Raw genomic sequence first — 15250 nt, forward strand, 5'->3', positions numbered from 1 at the left:
TTTTCCTCTCTTACGACGAAATGGGTGATGTAATAGAGCTTATATACTTCTCAAACTCCCCCAAATATTCCCGTCTCGTTGCTTTATTTAATAAGCCTTCTTCCAACTCAGCTAACTTTCTTAAAATCGCACTCCCCATAATGATCCCATCACAGACAGGCATTAGCTTGCTAACTTGGTCTCGATTTGAAATACCAAATCCTACTGCGATTGGAACGGAGCTGTATTTTTTAACTTGGGTCAGAAATGAATAAATACTTTCATGAAGTTCATCCCTTATACCAGTGACTCCAAGTGAAGACACACAATACAAGAAGCCCTTTGATTCTTTTGCAATCATCTCAATGCGCTTTTCAGAGGTTGGTGCCACTAATGAAATATAAAGCATCCCTTCTTCATGACACTTCCTTCGAATTATGGTGCTTTCTTCATATGGCAAATCAGGTATGAGTAAACCATCCACATCATTTTGGTGCGCTAAAGCGAAAAAGGATTCTTGTTCTAATTGTAGCACAGGATTATAGTACGTAAAAAGAATAATCGGAATAGTAACTCCTTTTTTTCTCATTTCCCCGACAAGAGCTATCGCTTTTTTGATCGTCATACCATTTTTCAAAGCTTTTTCAGCTGCTTTTTGAATAATCGGACCATCAGCGAGTGGATCAGAATAAGGCACACCTAACTCTAATAGTGATGCTCCTGACCTCTGAAGGGACAATGCGATCTCGATTGTTGTTTCTTCATCAGGATATCCAGCCATGATAAAGGGAATAAATAAGAATTCAGTTGTTAGAATAGTTCTCTTTTGTACACGATTCATCACTTAGATCTCCTTCCAATCGACTCATGAGTGTGTATACATCTTTATCACCACGACCAGATAAACAAACTAAAATGGATTCACTCGCTTTCATCGTTTTTGCATAATCAATAGCTGTTGCTAATGCATGGGCAGATTCAATGGCTGGAATAATTCCTTCTGTTTTTGTCACAAGTTGTAAGGCATGTAATGCTTCTTCATCTGTTACGCTCGTATAATGGACTCTTCCACTAGTTGCAAAATGTGCATGTTCAGGACCAATTCCCGGATAATCCAATCCTGCAGATATAGAGTAAGGCTCAATAATTTGACCATGTTCATCCTGCAGAAGGTACGTTAAGGATCCATGTATTACTCCCTTTGCCCCTTTTGTGATGGTTGCAGCATGAAGGTTTGTCTCAATACCTTTTCCTGCTGCTTCAACCCCAACTAACTTGACGTCGTCTTGTAAAAAGGGATAAAACATTCCTGCAGCATTACTTCCGCCCCCAACACATGCCAACACTGTAGTTGGTAGTGTACCTTCACGTTCAATAAATTGTCTTTTTGCTTCATCTCCTATAACTCTTTGAAAATTTCTTACCATTTTGGGATATGGATGAGGACCTACGACAGATCCAATCATGTAAAAATGATCAATGCAATGTTGAACCCAATACCTAATTGCCTCATTTGTAGCATCTTTTAACGTCCGATTTCCACTTGTAACAGGAATTACTTCTGCACCAAGTAGCTTCATTCGAAACACATTTAAGGCCTGTCTTTTTACATCTTCTTCCCCCATAAACACCTTACATTGTAGACCAAATTTTGCTGCAACAGTGGCTGCCGCTACACCATGCTGCCCTGCTCCTGTTTCGGCAATAATTTTCTTTTTTCCCATTCGAACGGCTAACAAAGCTTGACCAATGGCATTATTGATTTTGTGAGCACCTGTATGATTCAGATCTTCTCGCTTAAAATAGATCTTTGCCCCTCCGCAAAGTTCAGTTAGATGATTTGCAAATGATAGAGCAGTGGGTCTACCGGAATACTCCTTTAAGATAGAATGATATTCTTCAACGAAAGATGGATCACTCATCGCTAAGTCTAATGCCTCTTCCATTTCCTCCAACGGCTTCATTAATGTTTCCGGAACAAATTTCCCTCCAAACTCTCCAAATCTACCATTTTTATCAGGATACGTTATTTGCACAGTTATACACCCTCTTCTCGATTGTCCTTATAATCGTTTCATCTTTTCTTTCTTTTTCTTCAATTCCAGAAGCTATATCAATTCCAAATGGCTCATAGTTTAATAGTGAATGAATATTATTTGCATTTACTCCACCGGCTATCCAGCAAGGAACGGCTTGAGCACTTGCCTCATTTATATAACTAGGTATGTGAGACCAGTCAAATGAAATACCCGTTCCTCCCCATTTTCCTTTTTGCTTTGAATCTATTACGTAACCATCCGCTACACCGTGAAATAATTTCATCTCCGAGAGGGAGTGCTCTCCATGATGTATGACTTTCCATACTTCTTTTTTTGTACGAGTCTTTAATTCTTTTAGAAGTAATGGTGGTTCTTTTCCATGACACTGTATAACATCTAGGGGAACCTCTTCTGCTACACGTACTATGTTTTCAACGGACTCGTTGACAAATACACCAACGATTTTTTTTGCATTCACCACTGGTTGCTTCTCAATCCATTTCTTTACTTCACTGCTTGTTACTTTTCTTTTACTCTCAGCAAATATCAACCCAACATAATCACAGCTACTAGACATAACTGTTTTCCAATCTGCGAAAGATCGATTACCACAGTATTTTAACAAAGGTCTATACAAGATGATCCTCTCCAAACAACTTCCTTATACCATTTCTTGGATTGGTTTCTCTCATAAAGGCCTCGCCAACTAAAATAGCCTTTGCACCCACTGACTTAATAAATTGTAAATCTTCGTGGGAATGAATCCCACTTTCGCTAACAACTAAACTATTTTTTGGTAAGGATGCAATGATCGTCTTCGTTTGTTGAATATTTGTATGAAATGATGACAAATCTCTATTATTTATTCCTATCACTTTTGGAGTAAATTCTTTTAATATTCCCTCTACTGTTTTTATCGAATGCACTTCTACTAAACACTCAAGCTGTAATTCCGCTGCTTGCATGTAAAACTCCTTTACTTGGACCGGGTCTAATATTTCCCCAATTAAAAGGATAGCATCTGCACCAATTAGTTTACTCTCTAAGATTTGTTTTTCATCTATTATGAAATCCTTTCTTAAAATTGGAACATCAACGACTCTTTTTATTTTAGTTAAATAATCTTTTGATCCGTGAAAAAATTGTTCATCTGTTAATACGGAAATGGCATCAACCCGCTCACTCATATAGTCCAGAGCAATTTCCAATGGATGAAATGGCTCTCTTATGACTCCCTTTGAAGGGGATGCCTTCTTAATCTCTGCTATCAGCCCAATATCTCTTTTAGGTTGGCTAAGAGAATGAAATAACGATCGATGGACAAAGGCTTCCGATTTATGGTGGACTATCTTACCTACTTCTTTCTTCTTGGCCTCTACAATTTTATTAAGCATAACGGTGCTCCTCCTTTTTACCAACAAGTGATAAGAAGTGGTAGAGTACTTGGTATGAATCTAATGCTTCCTTTGCAAGAATAATACCTTGGTGTATGGATGAAGCTATTCCTGACACATATAGCGCTGCTCCCGCATTTATAAGCACGATATTTGTTGCACTTTCGTTTGACACACGGTGAAAGATACTTTTTATTACTTCACCGCTTTGTTCAACAGAACTTGTTTGAATGTCTACAAGATTCCCAATTGGCAAACCAAATTCATGTGGGTGTATCGTATATCGGAAAATTTCATTATTTTTGAGCTCCACTATATCAGTTTCGGTGGTTACCGTTATTTCATCTAATCCATCTCTTCCAGTAACAAATAACACGTGGGTTGACCCTAATCTTTGAAGTGTTTTAGCCATCTTTTCTGCGAATTTTGTGTCATAAACACCAATAACTTGCCGCTTACACCTAGCTGGATTTGATAGTGGACCAAGTAAATTAAATGCAGTTCGAAAACCTATTTCCCTTCTAGTTTCAGCTGCATGTCTCATAGCAGAATGGTAATTAGGTGCAAATAAAAATGACATGGAATACTTCTCTAATGCATCTGACACATCTTCAGGTGTTGTTTGAATAGGTATTCCTAAATATTCCAGTACATCTGCACTACCACTTTTAGAGGAAACAGCTCTGTTCCCGTGCTTCGCAACTTTAACCCCTAATGCCGAAACGACAAGAGCCGTTGCTGTTGAGATGTTAAAACTCGATACCCCATCTCCACCAGTACCACATGTGTCAATCACATGTTCAGTTGATAGAGTAGGAATTGCCTTCATATGTTTACGCATCGCTTTTGCAAAGCCGGTTAGCTCATCGACGGTCTCTCCTCTAAGTCTAAGCATCGATAGTAAGCTTGCGATTTGACTAGCTGTTGCCTCACCCCTCATTATTTGATTCATAATTGTTTCAGCCTCATACTCAGTAAGTGTTCGTCCTTCAATGCACTCCTTTAACAAGTCCCTTAACATGTTATTCTCTCCTCTTTGCTAAACGTCTTCTCAGCTAACTTTATGGCCTTAATAACTCCACTCGCCTTATTAATCGTTTCTTTCCATTCTAATTCAGGGTCAGAATCTGCGACGATCCCCGCACCTGCTTGAACATAAGCATGCTTATCTTTAATAACTGCTGTACGAATTGCGATACATGAATCGATATTTCCATCAAAGCCTATATAAGCAACTGTCCCAGCATAAATATTTCGTGCAACAGGCTCTAATTCTTGGATAATCTCCATGGCTCTTACCTTTGGGGCTCCTGACACCGTTCCTGCAGGAAAGGACGCTAATAATGCATCAATAGGTGAAACATCGTCTTTAAGAAGTCCTGTAACTTTTGAAACGAGATGCATGACGTGAGAAAAATAATGAAGCTCTTTTATCATTGGGGTCTTGATACTACCAAATTCAGACACTCGCCCAAGGTCATTTCTAGCAAGATCAAGAAGCATATAATGCTCTGCTTGCTCCTTTTCATCTCTCTGAAGCTCTTCTGCTAGAATTTGATCCTCCTCTTCTGTTTTTCCTCTTCTTCTAGTTCCAGCAATAGGATGGATTTCGAGATGGCCATTTGAAACTTGAATTAATTTCTCCGGAGAACTACCTACAATCTCACAATCTTTCAGTTTTATATAAAACAAATACGGAGAAGGATTCACAAGTCGTAAAATACGATATAAATCAAAACCTTTGGCAGTAACTGGAATTTTAAATCGCTGTGAAAGTACGGTTTGAAATACATCCCCAGCAGCAATATATTCCTTTATCTTTTGAACATGTCTGATGAACGCTTCCTTCGTATAACTTGAAGTAATCTCGTTAAAATCGATTTCAACATCTGGGGAAGCGAACAATAAATCATGCGATACTTTTGCATTTTTAACCTTTTCAAATCTGTCATTTATTTTTTTGTTTGCCATATAAAAAATTTGCTTTTTCTCTTCGAGTTGTTCATTTCCACTTAGCCTAGCAAAATGTATGAATGTTATTTTCTTTGTTAGGTGGGAAAAGACCACAATTGTTTCACAGTATAATAAATGATAGCTTTTAAGCTTGAGATCGTTCTGTTTATGTTTTGGTACTTTCTCAAAGGTTGATACTGCATCGTAACCAATATAGCCAACTCCACCTCCTGTAAAGGGTATTGGTAAATCAAGTTCTTTAATTTTTAGTAGAGCATTCACAAAGCACAAAGTTTCTTCCAATTGTACGGAATTAAATAAAGATGCCCCCTCTTGGTCAAGGACATGTAACTCATCATTTTTTTCCTCAATTGATAAAAATGGATTTAATCCTATAAAAGAATAGTTGGACCAAGGCGATTGTTCATCATTACTCTCTAATAAATATACAGCTTCATTTTGAAGCGATTGAAATAATTGAATAGGTGTTAGTGTATCGACATGATACGATCTTGAAACAGGAATAGTTTGATAGTGGACTGTATCTTCTAAAAATACAGCTTCTTCATTTGTGGACATTATAACTCACTCCTCCAATCGAATGTTCGAATGGAGAATGAGAAAGATAGGAGTATTTAAAAAATAAAAACCCAAAGACACCTCATCGTCTTTGGGTAGAAAATTAATTTCACTCGGCTAACCTCATCTATCTCAACTCATTCTCATCTACCCTATAAAAAACAACTCAACTCTTAACTACTCTCTAAACTAACTACTCTAACTATTACAAATAGTATTACAACTCATCGTCCTTTGTCAACCTGAGATCAGGACGTAATATAATAGCACCTTCTTGATAGATATGCTCTACCTCTGTTTGGGATAAGGATGTATTCACATTCATCATTACTCGAATACAATGACGAAGTGATCCAGGCACGTTTATTTCTTTCATACACATTACTGGCACAAAAGTAAAATTTTCTATATTTCTTAACGCTTTTGCGGGAAATTCAGCCGTAATATCATCAGTAACAGAAATATACATAGAGGCAATATCTGATGGATCAAGATTGTTCACACGGACCATTTCTCTAACAAGAGCTTCTGTACGTGATATAATTTCCTCTGCGCTGTCGCTTTTTATCGTAGTGGCCCCTCTAATCCCTCGAATCATCATAATCATGCACCTCCGTATTTGTGTAGAATTTCTAACAGTAAATCTTCTTGTACCTCTTCTACAACCACAACCCCTACTTTCTTCATCAATACCATGCGAATCATTCCATTTACGGACTTTTTATCTTTTTTCATTCGTTCAACAAGAGCAGAATACGAAATGTTTGATGGAAGTGTCGGGTATCCCAGTCCTTTAAACCACTCTTCTAATTCCGAGGTAGGTAACGTAACCGCAAGGACCTTTTCACTTACCTTCATTGCGAATATCATTCCAATAGCAACTGCATCCCCATGACTAATGGTACCATAACCTAGTTCAGCTTCTATTGCATGTGCTAATGTATGTCCAAAATTCAAATGAGCTCGGATCCCTGCTTCCTTTTCATCTATCCTTACAATAGCAGCCTTCACTTTTATTCCTTTTAACAAACCAGTCTCTAAGACTTGACCCCTTAAATTCTGCAGTTGAGGGGCAGATTCTTTTAACCAATCATAAAAACTGTTTTCTGCAATAAGAGAGTGTTTAATCAATTCTGCAAACCCTGCTCTCCATTCTTTTTCTGGAAGAGAATTTAAATAGAATAAATCATAAATGACTGCATCTGGCTGATAAAACGCTCCAATTGTATTTTTCCCTACTGGGTGATTAATTGCTACTTTTCCGCCAACAGCACTATCATGGGCAAGAAGAGTCGTGGGAACTTGAATAAAACGTATACCCCTCATGTAAGTAGCTGCAACAAAGCCAGCCAAGTCCCCAATAACCCCACCTCCGAACGCTACGATAAGCGAGTGCCTGTCTAATCCTTTTTCTAAGGCATACGTTTGACAGTCATAATACGTTTCAAACGATTTGGATGTTTCCCCACTTTTAAGTACTTTTGTGTATACCGGAGCATATTTCTCCAGCTTCTTCTTTATGTCTTGTAAGTAAAGTGATGCGACATTTTCATCTGTAATCAAAAAGATAGAAGATGGCATGATATTTTCAAGAATTTGAAGCGATTCACTCAGAATCCTATATCCTACAAACAATGGATAGTCCTTTGTCTTTGTTTGTAAAAGAAGCTGTTTCATTTAAAAATCCCTCGCCCAGTCTCTCATTTTTTGGACATTTTCTTTAATGAGAGACATTCGATCTTGCCCAAACTGTTCCACAATAGCGTTAGCTATCTCCCAAGATACAACAGCTTCAGCTACTACACTTGCAGCAGGTACAGCACAACTATCCGATCTTTCAATACTTGCCTGAAAGGGTTCCTTTGTTTCTATGTCAACACTGTTTAGAGGTTTATATAAGGTTGGGATTGGTTTCATGACTCCTTTGACCACTATTGGCATACCTGTTGTCATACCTCCTTCAAAACCACCTAGATTATTGGTTTGACGGGTATAACCTTTTTCTTGATCCCAAATAATTTCGTCGTGTACAAGACTTCCAGGGATTTCTGCGGCTTTGAAACCGATACCAAATTCTACACCTTTAAAGGCATTGATACTAACGATAGCTCCAGCTATTTTAGCATCAAGCTTTCTATCATAATGTACGTAGCTTCCAACCCCAGTTGGTACACCCTCAACAATCACTTCGACAATTCCGCCGATAGAATCTCCATTTTCTTTCGCAGAATCAATGGCTTCAATCATTCTTTTCTCAGCTTCTTCATCAAAACAGCGGACAGGTGAAAGCTCTGTTTTTCTCTTTAGCTCCGACAACTCTGAATAAGATCTCTTATTTGATTTGACTCCCCCAATTTCCAATACATGGCATGCTGTTTCGATTTGGAGCTCTTGTAATATTTTTTTTGCAACTGCGCCTACAGCTACTCTTACTGTTGTTTCTCTTGCTGATGACCTCTCAAGGACATTACGCATGTCCCGATGTCCATATTTAATAGCACCATTTAAGTCAGCATGGCCCGGCCTTGGTCTTGTTACCTTCCGTTTCATTTCGCCTTCTTTCAAGTCTTCTAAAGGTTCAATGCCCATGATGTTCGTCCAGTGTTTCCAATCTTTATTTTCAACTACAAGTGTAATAGGAGAGCCTAATGTATAGCCATGTCGTACACCACTAAGGATTTGAACCTGGTCGGTTTCAATTTGCATTCTGCGACCTCGTCCATGTCCCTTTTGCCTTCTAGCTAATTCACTGTTGATGTCTTCAGCTGTTAATGGTAAGCCAGCTGGTACTCCTTCTATAATAGTTGTAAGCTGTGGTCCATGTGACTCACCTGCTGTTAAATATCTCATGAAATCTCTCCCTTCATCACTTTAAAGCAATTATGTAACAATATAACATATGAATATTTCTCTGAGAAGTATAATGTTTCCATTATTAAGTATACACAACTAATTTCAGACAAAAACAAAAAAGTCCTTGTAAGGACTTCTTTACAGCTTTCTATAAAAAAAGGTATCTTCTGTTTCTAATCCATAACTATTAGGATTAAATATTTGCTCAGTACTTCCTACAAATAATATTCCACCCGGCCTTAGTGCACTACTGAACTTTTGGTATAGTGTATTTTTAGCCTCTTCCGTGAAATAGATAAGGACATTTCGACATACAATTAAATCGAAATTTTGTTCAAACGAATCAGCAAGCAAATTTTGCTTTTTAAAGGTAACCGTCTTTTTTACTGAGTCATCAATCTTATTAAAAATTCCTTCTTTTGTGAAATACTTTTTCTTTATTAAATCAGGAACTTCTTGAAGAGATCTGTCTGGATATGTCCCAACCTTCGCACGTGCAATAGCATTTTCATCAATATCCGTTGCTAATATCGAAATATCAGAAAGAGACTTAATATTGGAAAGTACCATGGCTATTGTATAAGGTTCCTCACCTGTTGAGCAAGCCGCACTCCAAATTTTCAGCCTTTTATTTTGGCTAAGTAATTGTGGTAAAATTTTTTCCTGTAATACTTCCCACCGTTTAGCATTTCGATAAAACTCTGATACATTTATCGTCATACGATCTAAAAACTCATAATATAGCTTTTCGTCTGCCATAATTCCCTTGAAAAAGTCATTAAAGTCCTGATACCCCTTTTTTTCATATAAAGAGGTTAGTCTTCGTTTCATTTGAGCTTCTTTATATAAAGACAAGTCTATACCTGTTTTCTTCTTAATACTTGCGATAAATTCAAGATAATCGTTCGACATGTTGATCCCTCATTTTCATGTGATAAGAAGATTATACATGAAAAGGACAAGACAGTGAGAGACTTTTATTGCAAAAGTTCAATTCTTGGAAAGCAAATTTCAAGGTAGAAACCTGTAATACGTAAAAATAACGTAAAAAATAATGAGAGGCTAGTCTATTAAGACTAACCTCTTGAAAATACTTAACGTATTAATTTGTCCACTCGTTAATAAGCTTTGAGTATTCTACTAATTCTTCTTGATTGAAGAATAGGTTAATTTCGCGTTCAGCACTTTCTGGTGAATCAGAACCATGAATAATGTTCTTTCCAACAGTAACTGCATAGTCACCACGAATTGTTCCAGGTAGTGCATCCTTAGGATTAGTAGCACCCATCATTTGACGAGCCGTTGCAATCACATTTTCACCTTGCCAAACCATCGCGAAGACTGGTCCAGATGTAATGAAGTCCACTAACTCTCCGAAGAATGGACGCTCTTTATGCTCACCATAATGAGTCTCAGCTAAAGCTGTTGGAATGCTCATTAGCTTTGCACCAACTAGTTGGAAACCTTTCTTTTCGAAACGTGCTACAATCTCACCAATTAAATTACGTTGTACTCCATCAGGCTTAACCATTAGAAACGTTTTTTCCATTTTAAATTCCACTCCTGTTACATTATGTATAGGCTTACATTAAAGCCCCTTCAAATAGTACCACTTCTTCATAACTTTCGCAATGTTAGGTTATCTTAGGATTTTCGTTTCCCTATAAATTTTGCTATGTTTGTTAGGGCAATTTTCGAACGATTATATGGAAGACTTTTCACCACATCTAATGCCTTTTGCAAATATTTATCGCTATATTCCATGGATTTCTCAATACTTCCACTATTCTTAATCGCTTCAATAACGTGTTGCAAGTCAGCTTGACTCATGTCTTCATGTACTTTAATGATCTCTTTTTTTAATGTTTCATCTTGAAGGGCAAATAAGACTGGTAGTGTAATATTTCCCTGTCTTAAATCACTTCCAGCTGGTTTTCCTAACTCCTCTGCACTAGAAGTGAAATCTAGGATATCATCCGTTATTTGAAACGCCATCCCTACATAGTACCCAAATAAAAATAGTTTATGGTGTACTTCTCTTGGAACATTAGAGGCAATAGCACCGAGCTGGCAGCTTACGGCAATTAATAGAGCTGTTTTTCTCTTTATTCTTCTTAAATACGTTTTTAAGTGCTGATCAAAGTTAAATTTATCACGAATTTGTTCAATTTCTCCTAAACACACTTCCACAATCGTGTTGGATAAAATTTCGTGAGCTTCTGGATTTTTTATTTTTGTCATGAGTTCTAAGGAACGAGCAAATATGTAATCCCCTGTGTACATGGCAATGCGATTATCCCATTTAGCCTTAATCGTAGCCTTTCCTCTTCTTAAATCAGCATTATCTATGACATCATCATGAACGAGGGAAGCCATATGAATCAATTCTAACGCAACAGCAACATTCTTTATCGTGCTTAGCTCGTATTGACCAAATTTTCCGGCTAGCAGCACAAATACAGGACGAAGTCTCTTTCCTCCTGCTTGTAATAAATGTAAGGAAGCCTCTTGCAATAAATGGTGTTCTGTTTTGATGGCTTCTTGCAATTCTTCTTCAATTTGCTTTAGGTCCGTATTCAAGAAAGAATACATCTTATTTAGCTTCATCCGTTTTCACCTTAGTTTACAATTTTACACCTATCATTTCTAACAAATGGGCAAGCAAGCTTTTCTTATTTTTTATAGCCAATATGAGTAGCAGCTACTCCAAATGTATGTGGAATGACTTCAACTTTTGAAAAGCCAGCATCTTTAAACATGTTAGCTAGTTCTGTCATACCTGGAAAATCTTTTGCTGATTCCTGCAGCCAAGAATATTCATCATAGCTCTTGGCAAACAACTTTCCAAGTATAGGCATGAGGTGCTGAAAATACAAGTAATATACCTGTCTAATAATTGGAAGCTCTGGTTGAGAAGTTTCAAGACATACGCCCATCCCACCTGGCTTTAAGACACGGTACATTTCATTTAAAACGTTCATATAATCAGGCACATTTCGAAGACCAAATCCAATCGTAACATAATCAAAGCTATTATCTTCAAATGGAACATCCATTGCATTTCCATGGATTAACTCTACCTGATTTAATTGTAATGATTCAACTTTCTTCTTTCCTACTTCAAGCATATTATGACTAAAATCTAACCCTACGACTTTACCTTGAGTCCCCGTTTCTCCTGCTAGAGCAATGGTCCAATCAGCAGTCCCACAACAAAGATCTAGTGCAGAATCACCTTTTTGTACATTCATGATTTTCATCGTTTTCTTACGCCATGCAATATGACGTTGGAAACTAATAACAGAATTCATAAAATCATACTTATCTGATATTTTTTCGAATGTTCGATGAACTCTCTGTTCTTTTGATTCTTGCATGGTTTAACCTTCTTCCACAATTTGATGCAATGTATTTGTATGTAGATTGATTATTTGCTGAATTCGATCACGGATGATTGAATTTTCAATGGAAACCTCGAGTAGTTTATCTATTTTCTGCCTCGTAACTCCGATATATTCTTCAAATAGATTAAAGACTTTTTCTTCTATCGTTTCATGTGACATCGTACCAGCTTTCTCCTGATCAGATACCATATTTAGTAAATGTTGATAAATGACAGAATACTTTTGTTTTCGGCTATTTTCCTTTTCACCATTTAATCTTTTTAATAAAAGGATTTCAGGTAATAATTCCTCCCAGTAATCTAATTGAAATGATTGAGCCATATTTCTCAGTAATTCGCCCTCAATTTTTCTTAGACAGTTTAGGAAAAAAGCTTTCGATTGGTCTTTCCCTTGATATATTTCAATTTTATGTTCATTTATCACTTTAATGCTTTGAGCTAAAACATTAATCATCTCAACGTCTCCTATCTTTGAAAGGAGGTTGTAATAAAGTCCACTATAATACACACCAGCTAATATCTTTAATTGCTGGTTTTTTTGTTTGTGATCAGGTAAATGATTTGATGTAGATACTTCCTCATGAGTATCAAGGCCCACTTGGATGAGCATGGAGGTTAGACAATAGGATTCCACTTTTTCATTTGGGAGACCGGCCTCGTTACATAACGCAACTGTTAAAAAAAGCTTGTCCTCATCAATGAATGGCGCATCTATAAACTGCGCTAAATAAGAGTGGTGAATATACTGTTGTAATTTATCTAGTAGTATTTTTTCCTGTTTGTTGATGTCCTTCACCATTATCACCCTGTCCCCAATCAAGTCCTATCTCTTTCTATGTTAGTATATGGCAATTCACAAAATATCATTATAATACCATTTATAAAATAACTGCAAACATCATTATAGCATACACACTCTAAAAAGCCTTTCTAAAATAAAAAATTTGCATAAAAAAAAGAAAAGCAGGGTTACCTGCTCACTATTCTACGTCCGACTCTATTTCTCCATGCTTTGTCAAAATGGTAGCTTTACCTCTAACCTTAACGGCGGATGTATGCTCCGTAAATTGAGCTATCATGACTTCACCTTTATCTAGCTTTTCTGAATGATGAAATCTTGTATCAGACCCTCTAGTTAAGCCAATAACATTTACACCATTTTCTCTTGCCTTTATAACAAAAAAGTCATTTGTTGTAAAATCCTTCATACACATACAGCCCCCTAAAAACGTGCTAAATTGCTCTTTTACTATCTCTTAATTATTGAATAGTGTCAATAGAAGATTACGCTTTCAAAAATGACAATACTTCTGCTCTGGCAGAAGCATCATCTACAAATATCCCTCTTACTGCAGAGGTTACGGTAGAAGCACCAGGTTTCTTGACCCCTCTCATTGTCATACACATATGCTCCGCTTCGATTACGACCATAACTCCTAGTGGTTCTAATGATTCAACCATTGCATCTGCAACAGTCGAGGTGATTCGTTCCTGTAGCTGAGGTCTTCTAGCTACAGCTTCCACTGCTCGAGCTAACTTACTCAATCCAGTAACTCGTCCACCTTTAGGAATGTATGCTACATGAGCTTTCCCAAAAAACGGAACCAAATGATGTTCACACATTGAAAAGAAAGGGATATCTTTCACGAGAACAAGTTCTTCATGATCCTCACCAAATATGGTCTGAAAATGCTCCTTTGGATCCTCATTTAAACCAGAAAAGACTTCTGCATACATTTTTGCCACTCTCTTAGGAGTATCTAATAATCCTTCTCGATTCGGATCATCACCAATTGCTTCAATAATTAGTCTGACTGCCTGTTCTATTTGTTCATAATTTATTTGTGACATAAACTATCCCCCAAAAATAAATTGTATGAATATATGTACTCTTTAATTTACCCACTCTGTTTTAATCAGATTCTAGCACATAGGAATGGTTAAGGCAAAAAAAGAAGAGTCGCAGCAATGTGCGACTCTTCCTCCCTATATGTAAGGATTATTTTACTGCATCTTTCAGTGCTTTTCCTGGTTTGAATGCAGGAACCTTGCTAGCAGCGATTTCGATTTCTTCACCAGTTTGTGGGTTACGCCCTTTACGAGCTGCACGCTCACGTACTTCGAAGTTTCCGAATCCAATTAGTTGAACTTTATCACCATTCTTAAGTGCATCTAAGATTGAATCAAAAACAGCATCAACTGCTTTTGTTGCATCCTTTTTAGATAGTTCACTTGCTTCTGCTACAGCGTTAATTAATTCTGTCTTGTTCATGCCATTCACCTCCTCCCAAAGGAATATTTGGCACATATTAGCTCTAATAGAGTAATACGTTACAAGTAAAGTTTCAGCTATACGTATAAAATACGTATATTTTCATGCAAATTCTTGTGTGAAATAATACTACTATCATTACTTCACATTTTTTCGACTTTCTATACTTGTAAAAGCAAGCAAATCACCTGCAAGCCTTATATTAAACGATTATTAGACATAATTCAATACATTTCCTCATAATTCTTTCTAATTTAGTTATTATTAACCAAATTAGTAAGGGCTAGCTTATAAAGCCATGTAATTTCTAGCATCCATCTAATATTTTGGCAAGAATTTCTGCGATTTACTGTTAAAAGATTATCATATACATAGTTCTAAAGCAAGTGGTATCAACGTTTTAACATTTTCGACAATTTTTAAGACATTTAGATAACGAGTAATCAAACAAAAAAAAGGTAACTTATAAGATAAAAATCACCTAAAATATGTTATTTTCCCTGCCAATTGGGGTAATAACATTTATAGAAAACTCCATTATTGACTTGCATATAAAAAAGCACATTATATTTGAAAACCGGCTAAGAACGCCGACGTCCTGCCTGTCACGCCCGGTACCCACATCCTGATTATGGATACTCGGCTAAAAGCGCGCACGTCCTGTGCAGAGCGCCGACTAGGCACATCCTTCAAAGGAGACCCGGCTAAGAACGCCGACGTCCTGCCTGCCACACCCGGTACCCACATCCTGATTATGGATACTCGGCTAAAAGCGCGC

At 37.1% G+C, this 15250-nt stretch carries 17 protein-coding genes; all 17 read right to left on the bottom strand.

Annotated features, from left to right (window positions below; genetic code table 11):
- Positions 1-10: 10 nt before the first annotated feature.
- Positions 11-820 carry a tryptophan synthase subunit alpha gene (gene trpA / locus ACFSCX_RS18640; protein WP_377929747.1) on the bottom strand — a complete coding sequence of 270 codons (810 nt, stop codon included), beginning with the start codon at positions 818-820 and terminating at the stop codon, positions 11-13.
- A complete protein-coding gene (gene trpB / locus ACFSCX_RS18645) occupies positions 783-2009 on the bottom strand; it encodes a tryptophan synthase subunit beta (protein WP_377929828.1) in 1227 nt (408 codons plus the stop codon). Before trpB ends, trpA begins: the two co-directional genes overlap by 38 nt.
- On the bottom strand, positions 1996-2655 hold the full coding sequence (locus ACFSCX_RS18650; protein WP_377929748.1) for a phosphoribosylanthranilate isomerase: 660 nt from the start codon (positions 2653-2655) through the stop codon (positions 1996-1998). Before ACFSCX_RS18650 ends, trpB begins: the two co-directional genes overlap by 14 nt.
- The gene (trpC, locus tag ACFSCX_RS18655; RefSeq protein ID WP_377929749.1) at positions 2648-3412 is read right to left on the bottom strand and encodes an indole-3-glycerol phosphate synthase TrpC; all 765 of its coding nucleotides are present in this window, start codon (positions 3410-3412) and stop codon (positions 2648-2650) included. Before trpC ends, ACFSCX_RS18650 begins: the two co-directional genes overlap by 8 nt.
- Complete coding sequence (trpD, locus tag ACFSCX_RS18660) at positions 3405-4433, bottom strand: anthranilate phosphoribosyltransferase (RefSeq protein WP_377929750.1); 1029 nt, start codon at positions 4431-4433, stop codon at positions 3405-3407. Before trpD ends, trpC begins: the two co-directional genes overlap by 8 nt.
- Entirely contained in the window at positions 4427-5944 is a 1518-nt protein-coding gene (trpE, locus tag ACFSCX_RS18665; RefSeq protein WP_377929751.1) for an anthranilate synthase component I, read from the bottom strand. Before trpE ends, trpD begins: the two co-directional genes overlap by 7 nt.
- Before the next feature lie 217 nt (positions 5945-6161).
- Positions 6162-6542 carry a chorismate mutase gene (gene aroH / locus ACFSCX_RS18670; RefSeq protein WP_377929829.1) on the bottom strand — a complete coding sequence of 127 codons (381 nt, stop codon included), beginning with the start codon at positions 6540-6542 and terminating at the stop codon, positions 6162-6164.
- Between the two features lie 5 nt (positions 6543-6547).
- Positions 6548-7621, bottom strand: a complete 1074-nt coding sequence (aroB, locus tag ACFSCX_RS18675; RefSeq protein ID WP_377929752.1) for a 3-dehydroquinate synthase — start codon at positions 7619-7621, stop codon at positions 6548-6550.
- A complete protein-coding gene (gene aroC, locus ACFSCX_RS18680; protein WP_377929753.1) occupies positions 7622-8794 on the bottom strand; it encodes a chorismate synthase in 1173 nt (390 codons plus the stop codon).
- 141 nt (positions 8795-8935) lie between these two features.
- A complete protein-coding gene (locus ACFSCX_RS18685) occupies positions 8936-9709 on the bottom strand; it encodes a CheR family methyltransferase (protein WP_377929754.1) in 774 nt (257 codons plus the stop codon).
- A gap of 190 nt (positions 9710-9899) precedes the next feature.
- Positions 9900-10346 carry a nucleoside-diphosphate kinase gene (gene ndk, locus ACFSCX_RS18690; protein ID WP_377929755.1) on the bottom strand — a complete coding sequence of 149 codons (447 nt, stop codon included), beginning with the start codon at positions 10344-10346 and terminating at the stop codon, positions 9900-9902.
- 95 nt (positions 10347-10441) lie between these two features.
- Positions 10442-11404, bottom strand: a complete 963-nt coding sequence (gene hepT / locus ACFSCX_RS18695) for a heptaprenyl diphosphate synthase component II (RefSeq protein ID WP_377929756.1) — start codon at positions 11402-11404, stop codon at positions 10442-10444.
- Between the two features lie 65 nt (positions 11405-11469).
- Entirely contained in the window at positions 11470-12174 is a 705-nt protein-coding gene (locus tag ACFSCX_RS18700) for a demethylmenaquinone methyltransferase (protein ID WP_377929757.1), read from the bottom strand.
- A 3-nt stretch (positions 12175-12177) separates the two neighbouring features.
- Positions 12178-12996 (bottom strand): heptaprenyl diphosphate synthase component 1, encoded by an 819-nt coding sequence (locus ACFSCX_RS18705; protein ID WP_377929758.1) that lies wholly within the window; start codon positions 12994-12996, stop codon positions 12178-12180.
- 184 nt (positions 12997-13180) lie between these two features.
- Complete coding sequence (mtrB, locus tag ACFSCX_RS18710; RefSeq protein ID WP_377929759.1) at positions 13181-13408, bottom strand: trp RNA-binding attenuation protein MtrB; 228 nt, start codon at positions 13406-13408, stop codon at positions 13181-13183.
- 76 nt (positions 13409-13484) lie between these two features.
- Positions 13485-14051 (bottom strand): GTP cyclohydrolase I FolE, encoded by a 567-nt coding sequence (gene folE / locus ACFSCX_RS18715; protein ID WP_377929760.1) that lies wholly within the window; start codon positions 14049-14051, stop codon positions 13485-13487.
- Positions 14052-14199: 148 nt separating this feature from the next.
- The gene (hbs, locus tag ACFSCX_RS18720) at positions 14200-14472 is read right to left on the bottom strand and encodes a non-specific DNA-binding protein Hbs (RefSeq protein WP_377929761.1); all 273 of its coding nucleotides are present in this window, start codon (positions 14470-14472) and stop codon (positions 14200-14202) included.
- Positions 14473-15250: the final 778 nt, after the last annotated feature.

Origin of the sequence: Bacillus salitolerans, assembly GCF_042680805.1 — a bacterium.
In the GTDB taxonomy this organism is placed as follows: domain Bacteria; phylum Bacillota; class Bacilli; order Bacillales; family SA4; genus Bacillus_CJ; species Bacillus_CJ salitolerans.

Bases quoted from the DNA above. Each gene is read 5' to 3' on its own strand.
- ACFSCX_RS18685 (WP_377929754.1), bottom strand. From the start codon at position 9,709: ATGTCGAACGATTATCTTGAATTTATCGCAAGTATTAAGAAGAAAACA.
- ACFSCX_RS18700 (WP_377929757.1), bottom strand. From the start codon at position 12,174: ATGCAAGAATCAAAAGAACAGAGAGTTCATCGAACATTCGAAAAAATA.
- ndk (WP_377929755.1), bottom strand. From the start codon at position 10,346: ATGGAAAAAACGTTTCTAATGGTTAAGCCTGATGGAGTACAACGTAAT.
- hepT (WP_377929756.1), bottom strand. From the start codon at position 11,404: ATGAAGCTAAATAAGATGTATTCTTTCTTGAATACGGACCTAAAGCAA.
- folE (WP_377929760.1), bottom strand. From the start codon at position 14,051: ATGTCACAAATAAATTATGAACAAATAGAACAGGCAGTCAGACTAATT.
- trpA (WP_377929747.1), bottom strand. From the start codon at position 820: ATGAATCGTGTACAAAAGAGAACTATTCTAACAACTGAATTCTTATTT.
- mtrB (WP_377929759.1), bottom strand. From the start codon at position 13,408: ATGAAGGATTTTACAACAAATGACTTTTTTGTTATAAAGGCAAGAGAA.
- hbs (WP_377929761.1), bottom strand. From the start codon at position 14,472: ATGAACAAGACAGAATTAATTAACGCTGTAGCAGAAGCAAGTGAACTA.
- aroH (WP_377929829.1), bottom strand. From the start codon at position 6,542: ATGATTCGAGGGATTAGAGGGGCCACTACGATAAAAAGCGACAGCGCA.
- trpC (WP_377929749.1), bottom strand. From the start codon at position 3,412: ATGCTTAATAAAATTGTAGAGGCCAAGAAGAAAGAAGTAGGTAAGATA.
- trpD (WP_377929750.1), bottom strand. From the start codon at position 4,433: ATGTTAAGGGACTTGTTAAAGGAGTGCATTGAAGGACGAACACTTACT.
- trpE (WP_377929751.1), bottom strand. From the start codon at position 5,944: ATGTCCACAAATGAAGAAGCTGTATTTTTAGAAGATACAGTCCACTAT.
- aroB (WP_377929752.1), bottom strand. From the start codon at position 7,621: ATGAAACAGCTTCTTTTACAAACAAAGACAAAGGACTATCCATTGTTT.
- aroC (WP_377929753.1), bottom strand. From the start codon at position 8,794: ATGAGATATTTAACAGCAGGTGAGTCACATGGACCACAGCTTACAACT.